Source organism: Rhodococcus sp. JG-3 (assembly GCF_000482405.1).
GTDB classification, from domain to species: domain Bacteria; phylum Actinomycetota; class Actinomycetes; order Mycobacteriales; family Mycobacteriaceae; genus Rhodococcoides; species Rhodococcoides fascians.
The window spans coordinates 58,587-73,462 of sequence record NZ_KI519398.1; the positions used below are offsets into that span (position 1 = coordinate 58,587).

Annotated in this window: 17 protein-coding genes; 8 read left to right on the plus strand and 9 right to left on the minus strand. The window is 65.7% G+C overall.

The annotated features are described in order from the left end of the window. Positions 1-165 precede the first annotated feature (165 nt). Positions 166-897 carry a VTT domain-containing protein gene (locus K414_RS0101370; protein WP_027494303.1) on the plus strand — a complete coding sequence of 244 codons (732 nt, stop codon included), beginning with the start codon at positions 166-168 and terminating at the stop codon, positions 895-897. Between the two features lie 73 nt (positions 898-970). Further along, entirely contained in the window at positions 971-1,636 is a 666-nt protein-coding gene (locus tag K414_RS0101375) for a DedA family protein (RefSeq protein WP_027494304.1), read from the plus strand. Positions 1,637-1,652: 16 nt separating this feature from the next. Here K414_RS0101375 and K414_RS0101380 read toward each other — a convergent pair whose 3' ends face one another. From K414_RS0101380 to K414_RS0101395, 4 genes are all read right to left on the minus strand, one after another. Then, a complete protein-coding gene (locus K414_RS0101380; protein WP_027494305.1) occupies positions 1,653-2,789 on the minus strand; it encodes a glycoside hydrolase family 76 protein in 1,137 nt (378 codons plus the stop codon). Positions 2,790-2,851: 62 nt separating this feature from the next. Next, a complete protein-coding gene (locus K414_RS0101385) occupies positions 2,852-3,535 on the minus strand; it encodes an RNA methyltransferase (RefSeq protein ID WP_051364881.1) in 684 nt (227 codons plus the stop codon). Further along, positions 3,532-4,149 carry a DUF6636 domain-containing protein gene (locus tag K414_RS25765; protein ID WP_027494307.1) on the minus strand — a complete coding sequence of 206 codons (618 nt, stop codon included), beginning with the start codon at positions 4,147-4,149 and terminating at the stop codon, positions 3,532-3,534. Before K414_RS25765 ends, K414_RS0101385 begins: the two co-directional genes overlap by 4 nt. 131 nt (positions 4,150-4,280) lie before the next feature. Then, positions 4,281-5,069 (minus strand): SDR family oxidoreductase, encoded by a 789-nt coding sequence (locus K414_RS0101395; RefSeq protein ID WP_027494308.1) that lies wholly within the window; start codon positions 5,067-5,069, stop codon positions 4,281-4,283. A gap of 90 nt (positions 5,070-5,159) precedes the next feature. On the opposite strand from K414_RS0101395, the gene K414_RS0101400 reads away from it, so the two are divergent. Then, a complete protein-coding gene (locus K414_RS0101400) occupies positions 5,160-5,609 on the plus strand; it encodes a hypothetical protein (RefSeq protein ID WP_027494309.1) in 450 nt (149 codons plus the stop codon). Here the strand turns inward: K414_RS0101400 and K414_RS25770 are convergent. Next, on the minus strand, positions 5,536-6,231 hold the full coding sequence (locus K414_RS25770) for a lysoplasmalogenase (RefSeq protein ID WP_051365285.1): 696 nt from the start codon (positions 6,229-6,231) through the stop codon (positions 5,536-5,538). The genes K414_RS0101400 and K414_RS25770 overlap by 74 nt on opposite strands. 141 nt (positions 6,232-6,372) lie before the next feature. On the opposite strand from K414_RS25770, the gene K414_RS0101410 reads away from it, so the two are divergent. From K414_RS0101410 to K414_RS0101430, 5 genes are all read left to right on the plus strand, one after another. Next, positions 6,373-6,972 (plus strand): hypothetical protein, encoded by a 600-nt coding sequence (locus K414_RS0101410; protein WP_051364882.1) that lies wholly within the window; start codon positions 6,373-6,375, stop codon positions 6,970-6,972. A 91-nt stretch (positions 6,973-7,063) separates the two neighbouring features. Further along, a complete protein-coding gene (locus K414_RS25775; protein ID WP_037218801.1) occupies positions 7,064-7,525 on the plus strand; it encodes a MarR family transcriptional regulator in 462 nt (153 codons plus the stop codon). Then, complete coding sequence (locus K414_RS0101420) at positions 7,522-8,748, plus strand: MFS transporter (RefSeq protein WP_027494311.1); 1,227 nt, start codon at positions 7,522-7,524, stop codon at positions 8,746-8,748. The genes K414_RS25775 and K414_RS0101420 overlap by 4 nt, the downstream gene beginning before the upstream one ends. A gap of 271 nt (positions 8,749-9,019) precedes the next feature. Then, on the plus strand, positions 9,020-10,867 hold the full coding sequence (locus tag K414_RS0101425; RefSeq protein WP_027494312.1) for a hypothetical protein: 1,848 nt from the start codon (positions 9,020-9,022) through the stop codon (positions 10,865-10,867). 97 nt (positions 10,868-10,964) lie between these two features. Further along, the gene (locus K414_RS0101430) at positions 10,965-11,462 is read left to right on the plus strand and encodes a class F sortase (protein ID WP_230072970.1); all 498 of its coding nucleotides are present in this window, start codon (positions 10,965-10,967) and stop codon (positions 11,460-11,462) included. Between the two features lie 57 nt (positions 11,463-11,519). On the opposite strand, the gene pyrE is transcribed toward K414_RS0101430, so the two are convergent. From pyrE to K414_RS25780, 4 genes are all read right to left on the minus strand, one after another. After that, positions 11,520-12,068, minus strand: a complete 549-nt coding sequence (gene pyrE / locus K414_RS0101435) for an orotate phosphoribosyltransferase (protein WP_027494314.1) — start codon at positions 12,066-12,068, stop codon at positions 11,520-11,522. A gap of 101 nt (positions 12,069-12,169) precedes the next feature. Then, complete coding sequence (locus K414_RS0101440) at positions 12,170-12,745, minus strand: LemA family protein (protein ID WP_027494315.1); 576 nt, start codon at positions 12,743-12,745, stop codon at positions 12,170-12,172. 57 nt (positions 12,746-12,802) lie between these two features. Next, a complete protein-coding gene (locus K414_RS0101445; protein WP_027494316.1) occupies positions 12,803-13,765 on the minus strand; it encodes a hypothetical protein in 963 nt (320 codons plus the stop codon). Positions 13,766-13,881: 116 nt separating this feature from the next. Beyond that, entirely contained in the window at positions 13,882-14,823 is a 942-nt protein-coding gene (locus K414_RS25780; protein ID WP_051364883.1) for a DUF5666 domain-containing protein, read from the minus strand. Between the last annotated feature and the right edge of the window lie 53 nt (positions 14,824-14,876).

Here is a 14,876-nt window from a genome sequence, read left to right on the forward strand (position 1 = left end):
GTGTCCTGTGCAGTATGGCAACCTCCGGGCTCGGTGTCGTGCGTACCCGCTCACGTCCCTCTCGGGTGGTTGTCCGTCGAGGGGTGCCGAACAGGCCATCGAGTTCACGGTCGGCCGACACCGACTGTTCAGGAGTTGCCGGTTTCGGCCGGTAGTGTGGGCGCGGTGAGTCTTCTTGCTGCTTCGGAATCGGTGACGACGAATCTGGCCCTGTTGCCCGGTTTCCTCGATCCGGTGAACCTGCTCAATTCCTTCGGTCACTGGGTCCTGATCGGTCTGCTGCTGGTGGTGTTCATCGAGTCGGGCCTGCTGTTCCCGCTGCTGCCCGGCGACTCGTTGCTCTTCACAGCCGGCCTGATCGCGGCATCGAAGTCCACCGAGATCGAGCCGTTCGCGTCCATCTGGACGCTGGTCATCCTGATTCCCATCGCGGCGATCCTCGGCGACCAGGTCGGTTTCCTCATCGGCACCAAGGGTGGTGCCGCCCTGTTCAAGACGAACGACGCCCGATTCTTCAAGAAGAAGTACATCGACGAGTCGCACGTCTTCTTCGAGAAGCACGGCCCGATCACGATCATCCTGGCGAGATTCGTACCCATCGTGCGGACGTTCGCGCCGGTCGTCGCCGGTGCGTCGCACATGAAGTACTCGCTGTTCCTGACGTACAACGTCGTCGGCGGCATCCTGTGGGGCGCGGGTGTCACGGTTCTGGGGTACCTGCTCGGACAGATCGCGTTCATCCGCGACCACGTCGACATCATCTTCCTGCTGATCGTCGCCGTGTCCGTACTACCCATCGTGATCGAGGTCGGCAAGCGCATGATCAAGGCCCGCAAGACTCCACTCGGGGAAGCAGCCGACGCGATCGAAGCCGACGCCCCGGACTCCAAGTCCTGATCGAGAAATTCCGAAAGCGATCGAGCCCGTGTCACTGAGCGCCACCGCATTGACCGCCACCGCACTGCAGACCGTGTCCACCGAGGCCGTCGGCAGTTTCGGACCGCTGCAGTCGGCGGGTCCGCTGGTCGTGTGGGTGATCGTGATGGCATTCGTGTTCATCGAATGCGCGGTGATCATCGGCCTGTTCCTACCCGGCGACTCGATGCTTATCACGGCGGGCATCGTCATGGCGACGCACGCGTCGGGCACCGGCCACATCTGGGCTCTCTCGGTCGGTGCGATGGTCGCGGCGATCGCAGGCAACCAGGTGGGATACATGATCGGCCACCGAACCGGTTCGACGCTGGTGGCCCGCAAGAACGGCAAGTACCTCAACACCAAGAACCTGCACAAGGTCAATCTGCTGCTGGAAAAGCACGGATTCTGGGCGGTTCTCGTCGCGCGTTGGATCCCGTGGGTGCGCACGCTGTGTCCGATGGTCGCCGGGGCCGCGAAGATGGATCACCGTCGCTACACCATCGCCAGCACTCTGGGCGCAATCATCTGGGCACCGGTGCTGCTGCTCGTCGGCTTCTACTTCGGCTCGTTCATCCAACGCATCCCGTGGCTGATGCCCGCGGTGCTGATCAGCATGATCGTGCTGCTGGTCGTCGGAACGGGTCTGGGCATCTGGCAATACCGCAAGGAAATGGCGCGTCCCGAAGAGACGATCGTCGTCGACGAGGTTGTCGAGTAGGACCAGCCGGTACGACCTAGAAACCAGCAGCACAGACGCGGTAGGCCGCTTCCATGAGCATCCAGCCACCTAGTTGCACGGACAGGTCGCGTTCCGGCACCTCGGACGGTCGGACCGTTCCCTCGGCGAAGGTGGCGATGTGCAGGCCCTGCCCCGGGAATCGTGCTTCGCGGGTCCAGTCGGCACCGAACAGTGGGTTGTCCTCCACTTCGAGTCTGTTCTCCCATGCGGCCTCGGCCGAGACGAGGACGATTGCGGCCGCGACCTCTCGTGCACGATCGTCGGCGTCGGTGTCGCCGGGTAGTTCGGTGGCCACCAACGCGAGGTAGCGCGCGAGAATCGGATTGAACAGGCCCCCGTCTCCCCCGCCGCCGCCGGTGATGACGAGGTTGCGGGTGAGGTGGTTCTCGACGGCGTCGACCAGCGCGTGGACGCGCTGCGCATGCCTCGGCTCGCCGAGACGGAGTGCGAGTTCGGTTTCCAGGCCGAGTGCGACGCCCTGGCAGTAGCTGTAGATCGCGCGTTCGACCTCGCCGGACTTGCCCACGTCGACGAGGGCGCGAGTGGAGTGCATGCCGTCGAGGATCAATCCGGTGCGTGAGTCACGCAGCGTGCGGTCCATCCAGTCCGACATCTCCTGGGCACGCCAGAGCCGGCCGGTGCGGGCGAGCATGATCGCGGCCGGGCCGTTGGCAGGCGCGTTGTAGAAGTCGGATTTCTTGCGCCACGGGATGCCGCCGCCTTCGGCCGGAGCCCAGGCGTCGAACAGTTCCATCTCGATCTGCTGGATGCCGCTGCGATTTCCGACGAAGTGCTGACGCTGCGCACGTTCGAGGGCCAACCCGAGCCAGGCCATGTCGTCGTAGTAGTTGTTGGTCCAGCCGGTGAGGTTTCGCGTGCGGTGCGCGCGGGTGATCTTCGTCAGGCGTCGACGACGTTTTGTGGTGAGTTCGCGGTCGGCGGCATCCACTGCGCAGTCGAGCATGTGTGCCTGCCACCAGTAGTGCCAGCGCAGGAAGGCACGCTCATGCTTGACGGGCGGCCACGCGACGACTCCGAGCGCCGTACCGGGCAGTCCCCACAGCCGACGCATGTGCCGTGCGACGACGGCCCCCTCCGCAGCGTCGGCACGCTGCGACCACAACTCCTGCATACCCGCAATCCTGCCACTACCGTTGCCGAACCGTTACATCCCGTCCTGGTAAGGCCCTGTCCTCACCATGCGGTATCGAGATCGGCGTGGCGACGAATCCACGAGTGCATCGCAATCCCGGCCGCAACACCGGCATTGATGCTGCGTGTCGACCCGAACTGCGCGATCGAGACCGTCATGGACGCGGACTCCCGCGCACTATCGGAGACGCCGGGACCCTCCTGACCGAACAGCAGCAGGCAGTTGCGCGGCAATTCTGCCGTTTCGATCGGCACCGAGCCCGGGGTGTTGTCGACGGCGACGACGACGAGCCCCTGGTCCTCGGCGAACGCCATCAGCGCCTCCACCGAATCGTGGTGGTGAATGTGTTGGTACCGGTCGGTGACCATCGCGCCGCGACGGTTCCATCGACGCCTCCCGACGATGTGCACCGCCTGTGCAGCGAAGGCGTTGGCCGTGCGCACCACGGTGCCGATGTTCGCGTCGTTCGCGAAGTTCTCGATGGCGACGTGCAGTGAATGACGGCGAGTGTCGATGTCGGCAACTATGGCCTCGCGTCGCCAGTATCGATATGCGTCGACGACATTGCGTCGATCACCGGCGGCGAGTAGTTCGGGGTCCAGTCGCGGGTCGGCGGGCGGCGGCTCGTCGTGGGTGTCCGACCACGGGCCGACGCCGTTCGGGTTCTCACCCCATTCGGTGGGACCGGCTTCGGCCGGTTGGCCGTCGATCTCGTTCTCGCTCAATAGATTTCGTTACTGTCGGGCGCGATCCGGAATCCGTGACCGGTGGCGTCGTTCGCGCACGAGATTCCGTTCTCGGCCGAGGTACAGGTGTAGCCACCCTCGGCGATGGTCGCACCGACAGCCAGCGGCGGATCCATCGACTCGCCACCCGAGGTGTACACCACTCCCCCGGAACACATGAATGCCGCGGGACCGTCGTTGGTCACGCGAATACCGTTGCCCCAGTTGATCATGCAGTCGTCGGGCCGCGGCGAAACCGGGGTGGTCGTGCCTTGACAGCCGGCCTCGGTGCGACTCGACAGCGGCACGATGCCGCATTGAAACAGCCCGTCGGGCGAAGTGAAGTAATAGGCCCCGCCGATCGCGGCATACGTCGTCTGCGGCTCCGCGACCGGTGGGGGTGGTTCGACCGGCGGGGGCGGCGGCGCTTCCGACGTGGTCGTCACCGGCGGCGGAGTCGTGGTCGGTGCGGTCGTCGTGGTGGTCGGCACGGGGGTGGTGGTCGACGACGTAGGCGGCGCTTGCGCAGCCGACTCGCTACTGCAGCCGGTGAGTACGAGCGCCGACCCGACCCCGACAGCGACCACCCACGCCCGCACCGTTCCGAATCGCACTGTCCCGAATTGTCTTGTCCTGCTCGACCGCACCGTGCTCAGCATGAAGAAAACCCGACCCACCTTTCGACACCTACTGCTCGAAAGACAGACGATACCGGCGCAGCGCCGGCATCGTCCGGTGCGGCGTTCTAGGTGTGGCTCAGACGGCGGTTGACTTCACGGGTGAGCCACGCAGGCGAGAACCGTGAACCGAGCGAGAGCGCCTTGGAGGGCAGCCCGACCGGGAAGTGCACCTTGTGCAACCGGCGCTTCACCGGACGGGTGGCGTCGAAGATCGCGTCGGACACATCTTTGACGGTGAGCTTGATGCCCAACGAGCTCGTGGTGCCCGTCGAGATCTTCTCGGTCATCGCCGTCTGGACGAACAGCGGCCACATGGCCTTGACCGCGATGTCGTACTTGCTCCATTCGAGATCCAACGCCTCGGTGATGCCGCGCACCGCGAACTTGGATGCGCCGTACGTCACCAACTCGGGCTGACCGTAGATGGCCGAGGCCGAGCACAGGTTGACGACCTGCGCGCCCGGGGTGTCCCTGAGGTAGGGGAATGCAGCGTGGGTGCCGTAGACGACGCCGTTGACGTTGATGTCGATCTGGCGGCGATGCACCGAGAGCGGCATGTCTTCGAAGGCCCCTGCAGCGAGGATCCCGGCATTGTTGATCAAGATGTCGAGTCGACCGTCACCCTCGGCAACGAACTCCTTCAACCGGGTTTCCCACTGGTCGGAGTTGGTTACATCCAAAGTACCGGTGAACACCCGACCGCTGAGCGAAGCAGCTTCCTTGCCGAGTGACGCCAAACCGGTCTCGTCGATGTCGTACGCACCGACAAGGTAACCGTTGGCAGCGAACTTGAGTGCCGTTGCACGGCCGATGCCGGCCGCGGCACCTGAGATGAAGACAGTTGGTCGAGTCACATCGATCACCGTACATGTAACCCTACTTACGAGTAACCCCCAATCTCCGATCGATCGAACGCCGTCTCCCGACGGCACAGGAGTACCGAAGTGAACGACTCGAGGATCGTGCGAGCCGTCGTCGTCGTGGCGATCGGCTATTCGATAGTGCTGGCAGTCTGGATCGGCTGGCTCGTGGACAAGACCCCGCCCGGCACATTGCCGTACCAGTTGGCAGCCCTGGTGGCCGGATTCGGCGCAGCCCTCGGCCTGGCCATGATGATCGCCGGACGCCCCACGCGCGAGCAGAAGGATCTGATCGAACACGGCGTCGAGGGGTGGGCGACGGTGGACGCGATCCGGCGCATCGACGACGACACCGCCGAGCTGGACCTGGAGTTCACCGTGCCGGGCTCGAGCAGCTACTTCGGCAAGATCGTCTACGGCATTCCCCGAGCCGACACCGCACACTTCGAGCCGGGCACGGTCATCGCCGTTCGAGTGGACCCGGCCCATCGAGAGCGGGTTCTGCTGCTTCCCCGTCACGGCGTCGACGAGTAGTGGCCAGGGCGTCGACGAGCAACATCTGAGCGGCCACGTACGTGGACAGGATCACCGCCTCCGCCGTGCGGCGGTGCCGTTCGTCGGTGAGGAACAGTCGTCGGTGGACGATCAACGCGTCGGACACCGTGAACAGGATGCCGCCAACGACGAGCCGGCGGTCACCCCCACGCGAGACCGACCGTGCAGACAACGTCGACGTCGTCGCGAGCACGCCGCCGTAGGCCGACAGGGTCGGGGCGACCGCCGGTTGGCGTCGAGCCAGCAGGATCGACGCGGCCAGCCAGCCCGCGTATCGCGGAACGGCGTCCAGCAGAACCGGTCGCGCACCACGACGCCACAGCAGAAACGTGTAGCAACTCTGCATGACTCCGAATGCAGTGGCACCGAGTTCGAGGGCCGAGTCGTCGTCCGGGTCGATCAACAGCACGTCGCCGATGGTGGCTGCGACCAGACCCGTCGCCAGCACCCGGTCGTGTGCTGGATCGAGGGCGGTGGCCAATGCAGGAACGATCAGCGGCTTGGCAATCTTCTGCAGCCGTGCCGAGCCCGTCCACGCCCCGAGCACTGTCACCGCACCTGCTACCGACGCGGCAACGCGGGCACATCCCACCCGATCGATGTTCACTTCCGACCTTTCCGGGGCGAATCCGTCATAACGACCGTCACATGTGACCCTGACCCCTATCGCTTGATACTCGCAGTGAGCGTGGGCATCGTGGACAGGTCGGTCGGATCATTTTCGAAAGCACTGGGGACCATCATGCGCCGCAAACTCACCGGGCACACTCGCATCGCAGGTGACGAGGTCGCCGGCTACCCCAATCCGCTTCTCCGCGACTGCGACCTCCGCCAGGCACAGATCAAGCGCTGGGTCGTCACCCTGTTGATCGTCATGGTGCCGTTCTCACTGTGGATCGGCATCGGTGCCTACTCCGAGCAGCAGCAACGACTCGACGAGCAGCGCACGTCGATCCACCAGGTGACGGCCACCACGACCGATGTCGCAACCGTGGCACCGACTGCCGCGACCAGCTTCGACTCCACCAACGGTGCCGCCGTGACGGCCGTTCCCTCGCAGTGGGTCTACCGAGGCGTCGAGCACACCGGCCGCGTCAGCGTCGACACCGGGTCGCCGGTAGGTACGACCGCTCAGATCTGGGTGAACGACGCCGGCGAGCTGAGCCTGCGGCCACTGACCTCGTCGGATGTCGTCGCTGCCGCGATCTTCAGTGCTGTCGGAAGTTGGATCCTGGCGGCCACTGCGCTGATCGGCTTCTACTACGTCATGCGCTTCCGTTACGACGGGCGCCGAAACGCCGAGTGGGATCGCGAGATCGCCGATCTACTGAGTCGACACTGACCGTTCTCTTCCCCCGAGCTCACCTCACCCGATTTCAACGGCAGGTGAGCCTCGCGTTGCGATAGATAGTTAGTGTATGTAACAATAAACCGTGAGCCATTCCCACGACGACCTCAAAGATCTGGTCTCGGAGCTGGTCACCAGTTCGTCACGCTTCGTTCGATTGGCCGCCCGGTTCGGCAGCGACGGATGGCCCAGAGCGTGGATGCGCGCACTGTCGCTGCTCGAGGAGTACCAGCCCCTGCGCATCAGCACATTCGCCGAGTTGGACCGATGCTCTCAGCCCTCGGCCACGGCACTGCTCGCGAAGCTGGGCAAGAACGGTCTGGTGACCAAGACGTCCGACCCGGACGACTCACGAGCCGTGCTCGTCGAGATGACCGAGGCCGGCCGTCGGTGGCTCGCCGCGAGTCGCCGTCACATCGTCGACGGACTCGTCCCGTACCTGTCCGACCGAGACCCGGAACAAATCCAGAAATTGACCGACGGCCTGAGCGAGCTTCGCAGCATCCTCGAACCCGTCGATCGCGAAAAGAGAGGAACTCTTTCGTGACCACCAGCACCTCCCCCGACAGCCTGCTGAAGCAACCGCGCGCAGTATGGGCCGTCGCGTTCGCCAGCGTCATCGCCTTCATGGGCATCGGTCTCGTCGACCCGATCCTCAAGCCGATCGGCGAACAACTGCACGCCTCGCCGTCTCAGGTGTCGCTGCTGTTCACCAGCTACATGCTCGTCACCGGCGTCGCGATGCTCATCACCGGCGTCGTGTCCAGCCGATTCGGACCCAAACGCACGCTACTGGCCGGCCTGGCCGTCATCGTGGTCTTCGCCGCCCTCGCCGGCATGTCCGGTTCCGTCGGCGAGATCATCGGATTCCGCGCCGGCTGGGGACTGGGCAATGCCCTGTTCATCGCCACGGCACTCTCGACCATCGTCGGTGCAGCATCCGGCGGCGTCGCTCGCGCGATCATCCTCTACGAGGCCGCACTGGGCATCGGAATCGCGACCGGCCCGCTGGTCGGCGGCCTACTCGGCGGATTCAGCTGGCGCGGACCGTTCTTCGGCGTCGCGGTACTGATGGCCATCGCGTTCATCCTGCTGATCGTCATGCTCCCGGACACCCCCAAGCCCGCGCACACCACGTCGATCCTCGACCCGTTCCGGGCACTGCGACACCGCGGACTGCTGACCGTCGGCATCACCGCACTGCTCTACAACTACGGCTTCTTCACCCTGCTGGCGTACACCCCGTTCCCCCTGGACATGGGCACCTACTCGATCGGTTTCATCTTCTTCGGCTGGGGCCTCTGCCTGGCCGTGGCATCGGTGTTCATCGCACCGAGACTGCAGCGGGCCTACGGAACGCTGAACATGATGATGCTCTCGCTCCTGCTCTTCGCCGTCGACCTCGGCGTCATGGCGATGTTCACCGAGAACAAGACCGTCCTGATCGTCGGAACCGTCGTGGCCGGCCTCTTCCTGGGCGTCAACAACACTCTGATCACCGAGACCGTCATGATCTCGGCGCCGGTGGAGCGCTCGACCGCGTCGGCGGCCTACAGCTTCGTCCGCTTCACCGGCGGTGCCGCCGCTCCCTACCTGGCCGGCAAGCTCGGTGAATCCAACATGCACGTCCCGTTCTGGGTCGGCGCGGCCTGCACGGCCCTGGCCATCGTCGTCCTTGCGAGCGGCCGAAAAGTCCTCGCTCACGTGGACGAACACGAGCCGGCACCGCACAGCATCGACGAGGCCCGCGCGGTGACAGTAGGCGACTGAGCCTTTCGATCAACCGCTGAATCCGACGGCCGAGAGCATCGCTTTCGGCCGTCGACGTGTATCAATGGCCTCATTCGTCACATCCGTCTCATCAGTAACACTTTGGTAACCAATACCTCAGTAAAGGACTTTTCGGTTCGATGTACCGTCCGGTTGGTTTACGGTCACGTCATCACGGTTGTTCGTGTGACTCACCAACAACACTCGTTCCGCGTGGGAGGACGGGTGCGCGCAGCTCACTGCTGCCACTGACCGAAGGGCCACAATCTCCATGTCGCAGAAGTCGATCGCCAGGTCCAAGAAGGCGCGCCTCGCCGCAGCCGGGGCCGCCATGGCACTGTCACTGTCCATCGCTGCACCGGGAATCGCCAGTGCTCAGGAGCCCAGCACGCCGGAAAGCTCCGAGGTTCAAGCACCGGCGGGCGAAGAATCCGAGGGCGTCGAACCCGCCGCTCCCACAGGCGAACAGGGTGCCGCAGTAGAAGGATCGGGCACCGCAACAGCCGAAGGACAGATCGACGCACCTGTCCCGGCCGTCACGTCCGAGGACGCAGCCGCGGCCGCCGCAGCCGCAGTCCCGACACCCGAAGCCCCCTCCGCCGTTCGTCCACTGCCGCAGATCACCGGCGGCGTCGTGTTCAACGAAGACGGCACGGCCACAGTCAATCTCGACGTCATTCCGCAGTTGTCCGACGCCGAGAAGAAGGCGATCGCCGACGCCGAGGCCGCCAGCAAGGAAGCTGCAGCTGCATCGGCTGCCGCCCAGGTACGACTCGAGACGGCCAAGGCAGCCGAGGCCACCGCGAGCACCGACGCCACCAAGGCCGAGGTTGCTGCTGCCGAGGCAGACGTCAAGGCCAAGGCCGCCGTCACGGCCGCCTCGAACGCCAAGGTCGAGAGCGCAGCAGCGAGCGCAGCGGTCACCGCAGCGAAGAACACCGCTGCCGAACTGAAGACCAAGGCCGACGAAACCAAGGCCGCCGCCGACAGCGCTGCAACAGTCGCAGCCGAGGCCGAGGCGAAGGCGAAGGAGCTCGAAGCCGCAGCCGTCTCGGGCGACCCCGACGCCACCGCCGCAGCCGAGGCAGCTCGTGCAGACGCCGACGCGAAGGCCGAACTCGCCGCCACCGCCAAGGTCGAAGCCGACGCATCGAACAAGGCGCTCGCGGATTCCGTTACCGCTGTTCAGGATTCGTTCAAGAACTTCAACCTCGCCAAGGTGACCGCTGCAGTTCGCGCTGCCGCTGCCGCTGCCGCGAAGTCGCTGGCACTGAACATCGAGGCTCAGACCGCTGCCGCAGTGGCTGCAGTGGCCGAGCAGAACGCGAAGAACCTCGAAGCCGCCGCCGAGGCCGCAGCCGGTGAAGACACTGCATCCGAGAAGGCCGCAGCCGACGCCCGAACTGCCGCCGACGCAGCGAAGGCCGATGCCGACGCCAAGGCCGAGGCGGCAACCGCTGCCCAGGCTGCACTCGATTCCGCGCCGTCGGACGCCGATGTCGCTGAATTGCAGGCCAAGGCCGACGCGGCCGCAGCGGCACTGGTGACGGCGAATACGGCCGTCGAGACGGCGAACGCCGACCTGCAGGCCAAGACCGACGCAGCCGCGGCCGCCAAGACCAAGGCCACGGAGGCAGCAGCCACGTTGAAGACGGCTCAGGACGCCGCAACGGCCGCCAAGACCGAGGCCGACGCCAAGGCGAAGGCCGAGGCCGATCTCAAGGCCGAGGCAGCCGAATTGGCAGCCAGCGGACCGAAGTTCGAGTGGACCATCAACCTCGGCAACACCGTGAAGGAAGACGTACCCGTCACCGAGGTCGACGAGAACACCGTCGTCGTCGACGAGACCGGAGTCTCGCTCGTCGGCGTCAAGAACGAGGACGGATCCTTCACCGTCGCGGACTACTTCACCACCGACGACAACGGCGTCGTCAGCGTGGCCGGAGAGCTCCCGCCGGTCGATCTGGCACTCGGCGATTCCTCGAACGAGGCGTCGGGCGCTTCGGACAGCTCGTCGAACACCCCGGTGATCCTGGCCGGCGTCGGCGTGGTCGTCGTCGCAGCTGCCGGTGGCGCGTTCTACCTGCGTCGCCGCAGCTCCACCGATGCCACCTCGTAACACCCGCTGGCTGTGGACGGCGATCCTGACGTTCGTTCTTCTCGTATCAGGTTGTGCGAGTGACGAAGTCGGGATCGCCGCACCCGATCGTTCGCCGGTGCAGTCACAGATCTCGGGGGCTGCACCGACGGGCGATGTCGCCCCCTCTCGACCGGAGTACATCGAGCTGCGCTCGGCGGACGGGTCGACCTATCTGAGCAGTCCCATTCATCCGGACCCCCTCTATCGCGGCGGGGAAAGCGGGCAGGTGCTGAACCCGGTGGACGAACTACCGGCCTGGTGGGCCGAGAGTGGCATGCCGGGCACCTCGACCGAGCAGACGGTAGTTGTTGCCGGACACAACTATTCGAAGCGGGACGCCCCGTTCAAGGCGTTGCGGGTGGTGACCCCTGGCGACACCGTTGTGCTGCGCACCGCGAGCGGCACTCTGGAGTACGCCGTCGAATCGGTGGGCCCCCTACCGAAGGGATCTCTGCTCGCGGACAACGAACTGCGCAAGTCGGTAGCAGGACGATTGATCCTGGCCAACTGCGACGTCCAAGGCGGCGAACCCACCGACGACAACTTCGTGGTCGTCGCACAGCTCATTCGCTGAATCCGGCTTGTAGACAGTCATTTTCGCGGCCGGGCCCCCGGTCCGGCCGCGAAGTGGCTACAGACCGAGGTCGGCCAAGCCGAGCAGGGATCGATATTCGAGCCCTTCGGCGGCGATGACATCGTCCGCACCCGTCGCCCGATCCACGACTGTGGCGACCCCGACCACCGTCGCGCCCGCGTCGCGCAGGGCTCGAACTGCGGTCAGGGGCGAATTGCCGGTCGTCGTCGTATCTTCCACCACCAGAACACGTTTGCCGACGATGTCCGGTCCCTCGATCTGGCGCTGCATGCCGTGAGCCTTCGCGGCCTTGCGCACCACGAATGCGTCGATCGGCCGGCCCTGCGCGTGCATGATCGCCATCGCGACCGGATCTGCGCCCATCGTCAAACCGCCGACCGACGCGAAATCCCAGTCGGCGACGAGTTCGCGCATCAGCGAACCGATCAAGGCACCTGCGCGATGATGGAGGGTCGCCCGACGCAGATCCACGTAGTAGTCGGCTTCCTTGCCCGAGGACAACGTCACCTTCCCGTGCACGACGGCGAGCTCTTTCACCAGATCGGCCAGTTCCTGCCTGTCCGAATTCGCAGCGCTGTCGGCCATGTTCGGTTCCTCTCGTCGTGCCATGAGGCGGTCGGGTCGGTACGAACTTACCCACCGAGATTCTCGACCACCCGCACCCGGGTACTGGGCGCAGCGCTCCCCTACGCGGCGAGCTCGGCGGCGCGGTGCTCGTCCAGGGACTCCTTGGTTTCGACGAACGGTTCGGGCGCGGTCACCGATCGAGCCTTCGCGACCAGCGACGAGGGGAACGATCCGACGGCCTCGGACAGCTGATACGCCGTGTCGTTGTACACCCGCACCGCGCCGGCAATCCGCTTCTCGGTGACCGTCAGTTCGCCGGCCGGCCCCTGGAACGCCCAGTTGCCGACGACACTGCGGCGCGCTTCGGCGTCGTCGAGAACCGCGTGGAAGGCGGCGGACAGAGCGTTCTCGGCGGCAGCCTGCGCCTGCAGGCCCAGTCCGCGATCACGGACTGCCTTGGACCACGAACGCGCTCCGGCGAGCTGACGCAGCAGGTCGCCCGACAGGTCCGCCGACTCGGCCGCAGTCAGAAACGGTTGCAGTTGCTCGTATCGACGCTCGAGCTCGATGTCGACGAGCCGTGCGCTCTGCTCGGCCAGACCGCGGTACCGCGCGAGGCGGCGCACCACACTCAGGACGTAACCGAGAACGACGAGTACCAGCACGAGGACCACAACGCCCGAGAAAACCGTCACGAGGTACGAATTTAACGGTGCCCAGCCGCCGAGGCCGGTAGGCACGCCCGAGAATGATCAGGGTTGGTTGCGTCGCCGATCCGCATCGAACGGAATCGGACGGGACACGGGCGGACGCGGCACCGGTCGCACCGGATTCACCGATCGCGTGGCCTGCGGTCCGCTCTGATCCGGCCTCGGTGGACTCGGCCGTCGAGTCGCCTCCTGCGGACGAGAATCGGCAGCAGGACTTCTCGTCTCCACACCGCGCGGCTCCACGCTGCGCGGTTCTACACTGCGCGGCGGCACGTTCCCGGACTGCTGGTTGCGGGGCGGCCCGACGCGCGGTTCCTGCACCAACGGTCGACCCGGATCGCTTCGATCACGAACGGACTCGCCGCCGCCCGGACGCGAGCCGTACACGGCGCTACCGCGGACCGGCGGCAGAACGTGCAGCATCCCCGACAGTCGCGCGACCGCATCGATCGCGGCATCCCAATCGCGCCCCGAGCTGGTCAGGGGCATCGATCCGAGAGTCCAGTCCTGTTCACTCCACAACAGCTGCAGATTCTCGGGAATCGACTCGGTGAACGCCGCCATCCGCTGGTCACAGACACGACGAGCGATGTCGACGTCGGTGGCGAACACGACTCGCGGTCCGATGGACCCGAGCAGTTGCATGTCCTCGTCGCGCGGAGGTGGCGTCGAGCGGGGTCTCAGGTCGATATCGACATCGGAGCCGACGGAACGCTGGACGGCCACGATGGTGCCCGTCTCCTCGACGTCGAAGAGTACGAACTCCTCACCACGCCGAACTCCGGTGACGACGCCGAGAGCCACATCGAACTCGGGCTTGGACAGCGCGGCGCGCGAGAACTGGGTGACCAGCTCTCGGTCGTGGGGTCGGTACTCGTACCCCTGGGCCTTGGCCCACATCTGCCGTACCCGACCGGATCGATCTCGCTTGGATCGGTCGATGTAGAGCAGCGCTGCTGCGCCCACGAGTGCAATTACCGCCAGGCCGAACCACATTGCCGTCATCGCGAACCACCTTAATCGACTTCCACCTCGCGCCCGTCCACGGCCGCCGACTCCTGTGAACGGTCATAGGAGCCGCACGGAGAGCTGCGGGTCATTCCGCAGGCTCCACTCCCGCCTTACCCTCCGAGCTTGGGGGTCTCGATGATGACGTTCGCACGGATGATTCCGTCCTCGACGGCCTCGCCCTGCACCACGACGAAAGCACCGACGGCCAACGACGCGAGATCGCGACCGGACAACGAGATTATCTGGGTCTGCGGTGTGGTTTGCACTGTGACCGGAGCGCCGTCGAGGCCGTCGAGCGTAAGAGTCGAACCGTCGTTGGCGTTGATCGTTCCCACCGACGAGCCGAGCTGGCCGAGGATCTCGGGAATGCCGCCCGGGATGAGCTCGGGTGTGGTTGTCGCACCCGATTCCGTGGGCCGCGGCGTGGTCGTGGGCGCGCTGGACGGCGAGGGCCGGATGGAGGTGGACGGTGCCGCGGCGGTGGTGCCCGGTTCGTCGCGCCCGCCGCTCAGAAACGCAATCCCGAACGAGACGACGATGACGAGCACAACGAGCCCGATCAGCGCCAGAACCCACGGACGGGGCCCCTTACTGCCGGAATCGACGCTGTTCGGCTCCTGCGGCGGCGGCGCACCCCCGAACTGCTGGGTGCCCCCGAACTGCTGTGGTTGTCCGAACTGCTGGGTGTGACCGAACTGCTGGGTGTGACCGAACTGCTGGGTGTGACCGTACTGCTGGGTGTCGTATCCCGGGGCCTGTCCGTAGGCCTGGTTCGCGGCCGCCTGCTGCGCCGGGTCGAAGGGCGGGAACGCCTGCGTCGGCTGGTAGCCCGGTGGGTACGCCTGCGGGTCGGGGTTGCCGTAGGCCTGGGTCGGATACGCCTCCGTCGGCTGAGCGTCCGGGTACTGCTGGGCATCCGGGTACTGCTGGGCATCCGGGTACTGCTGGGCACCTGGGTGCCCGTAGTCCTGGGTCGGCTGGGATGACTCCGGCTGCTGCGCCGCGTCCTGATCGCGATCTCGGGGTGCTCGCGGGTCGTCCGGATTTGTCATTCCACGAGGGTACCCACGCCGAGAACGTCGACAGTGGCTACCGACAGCAGGCC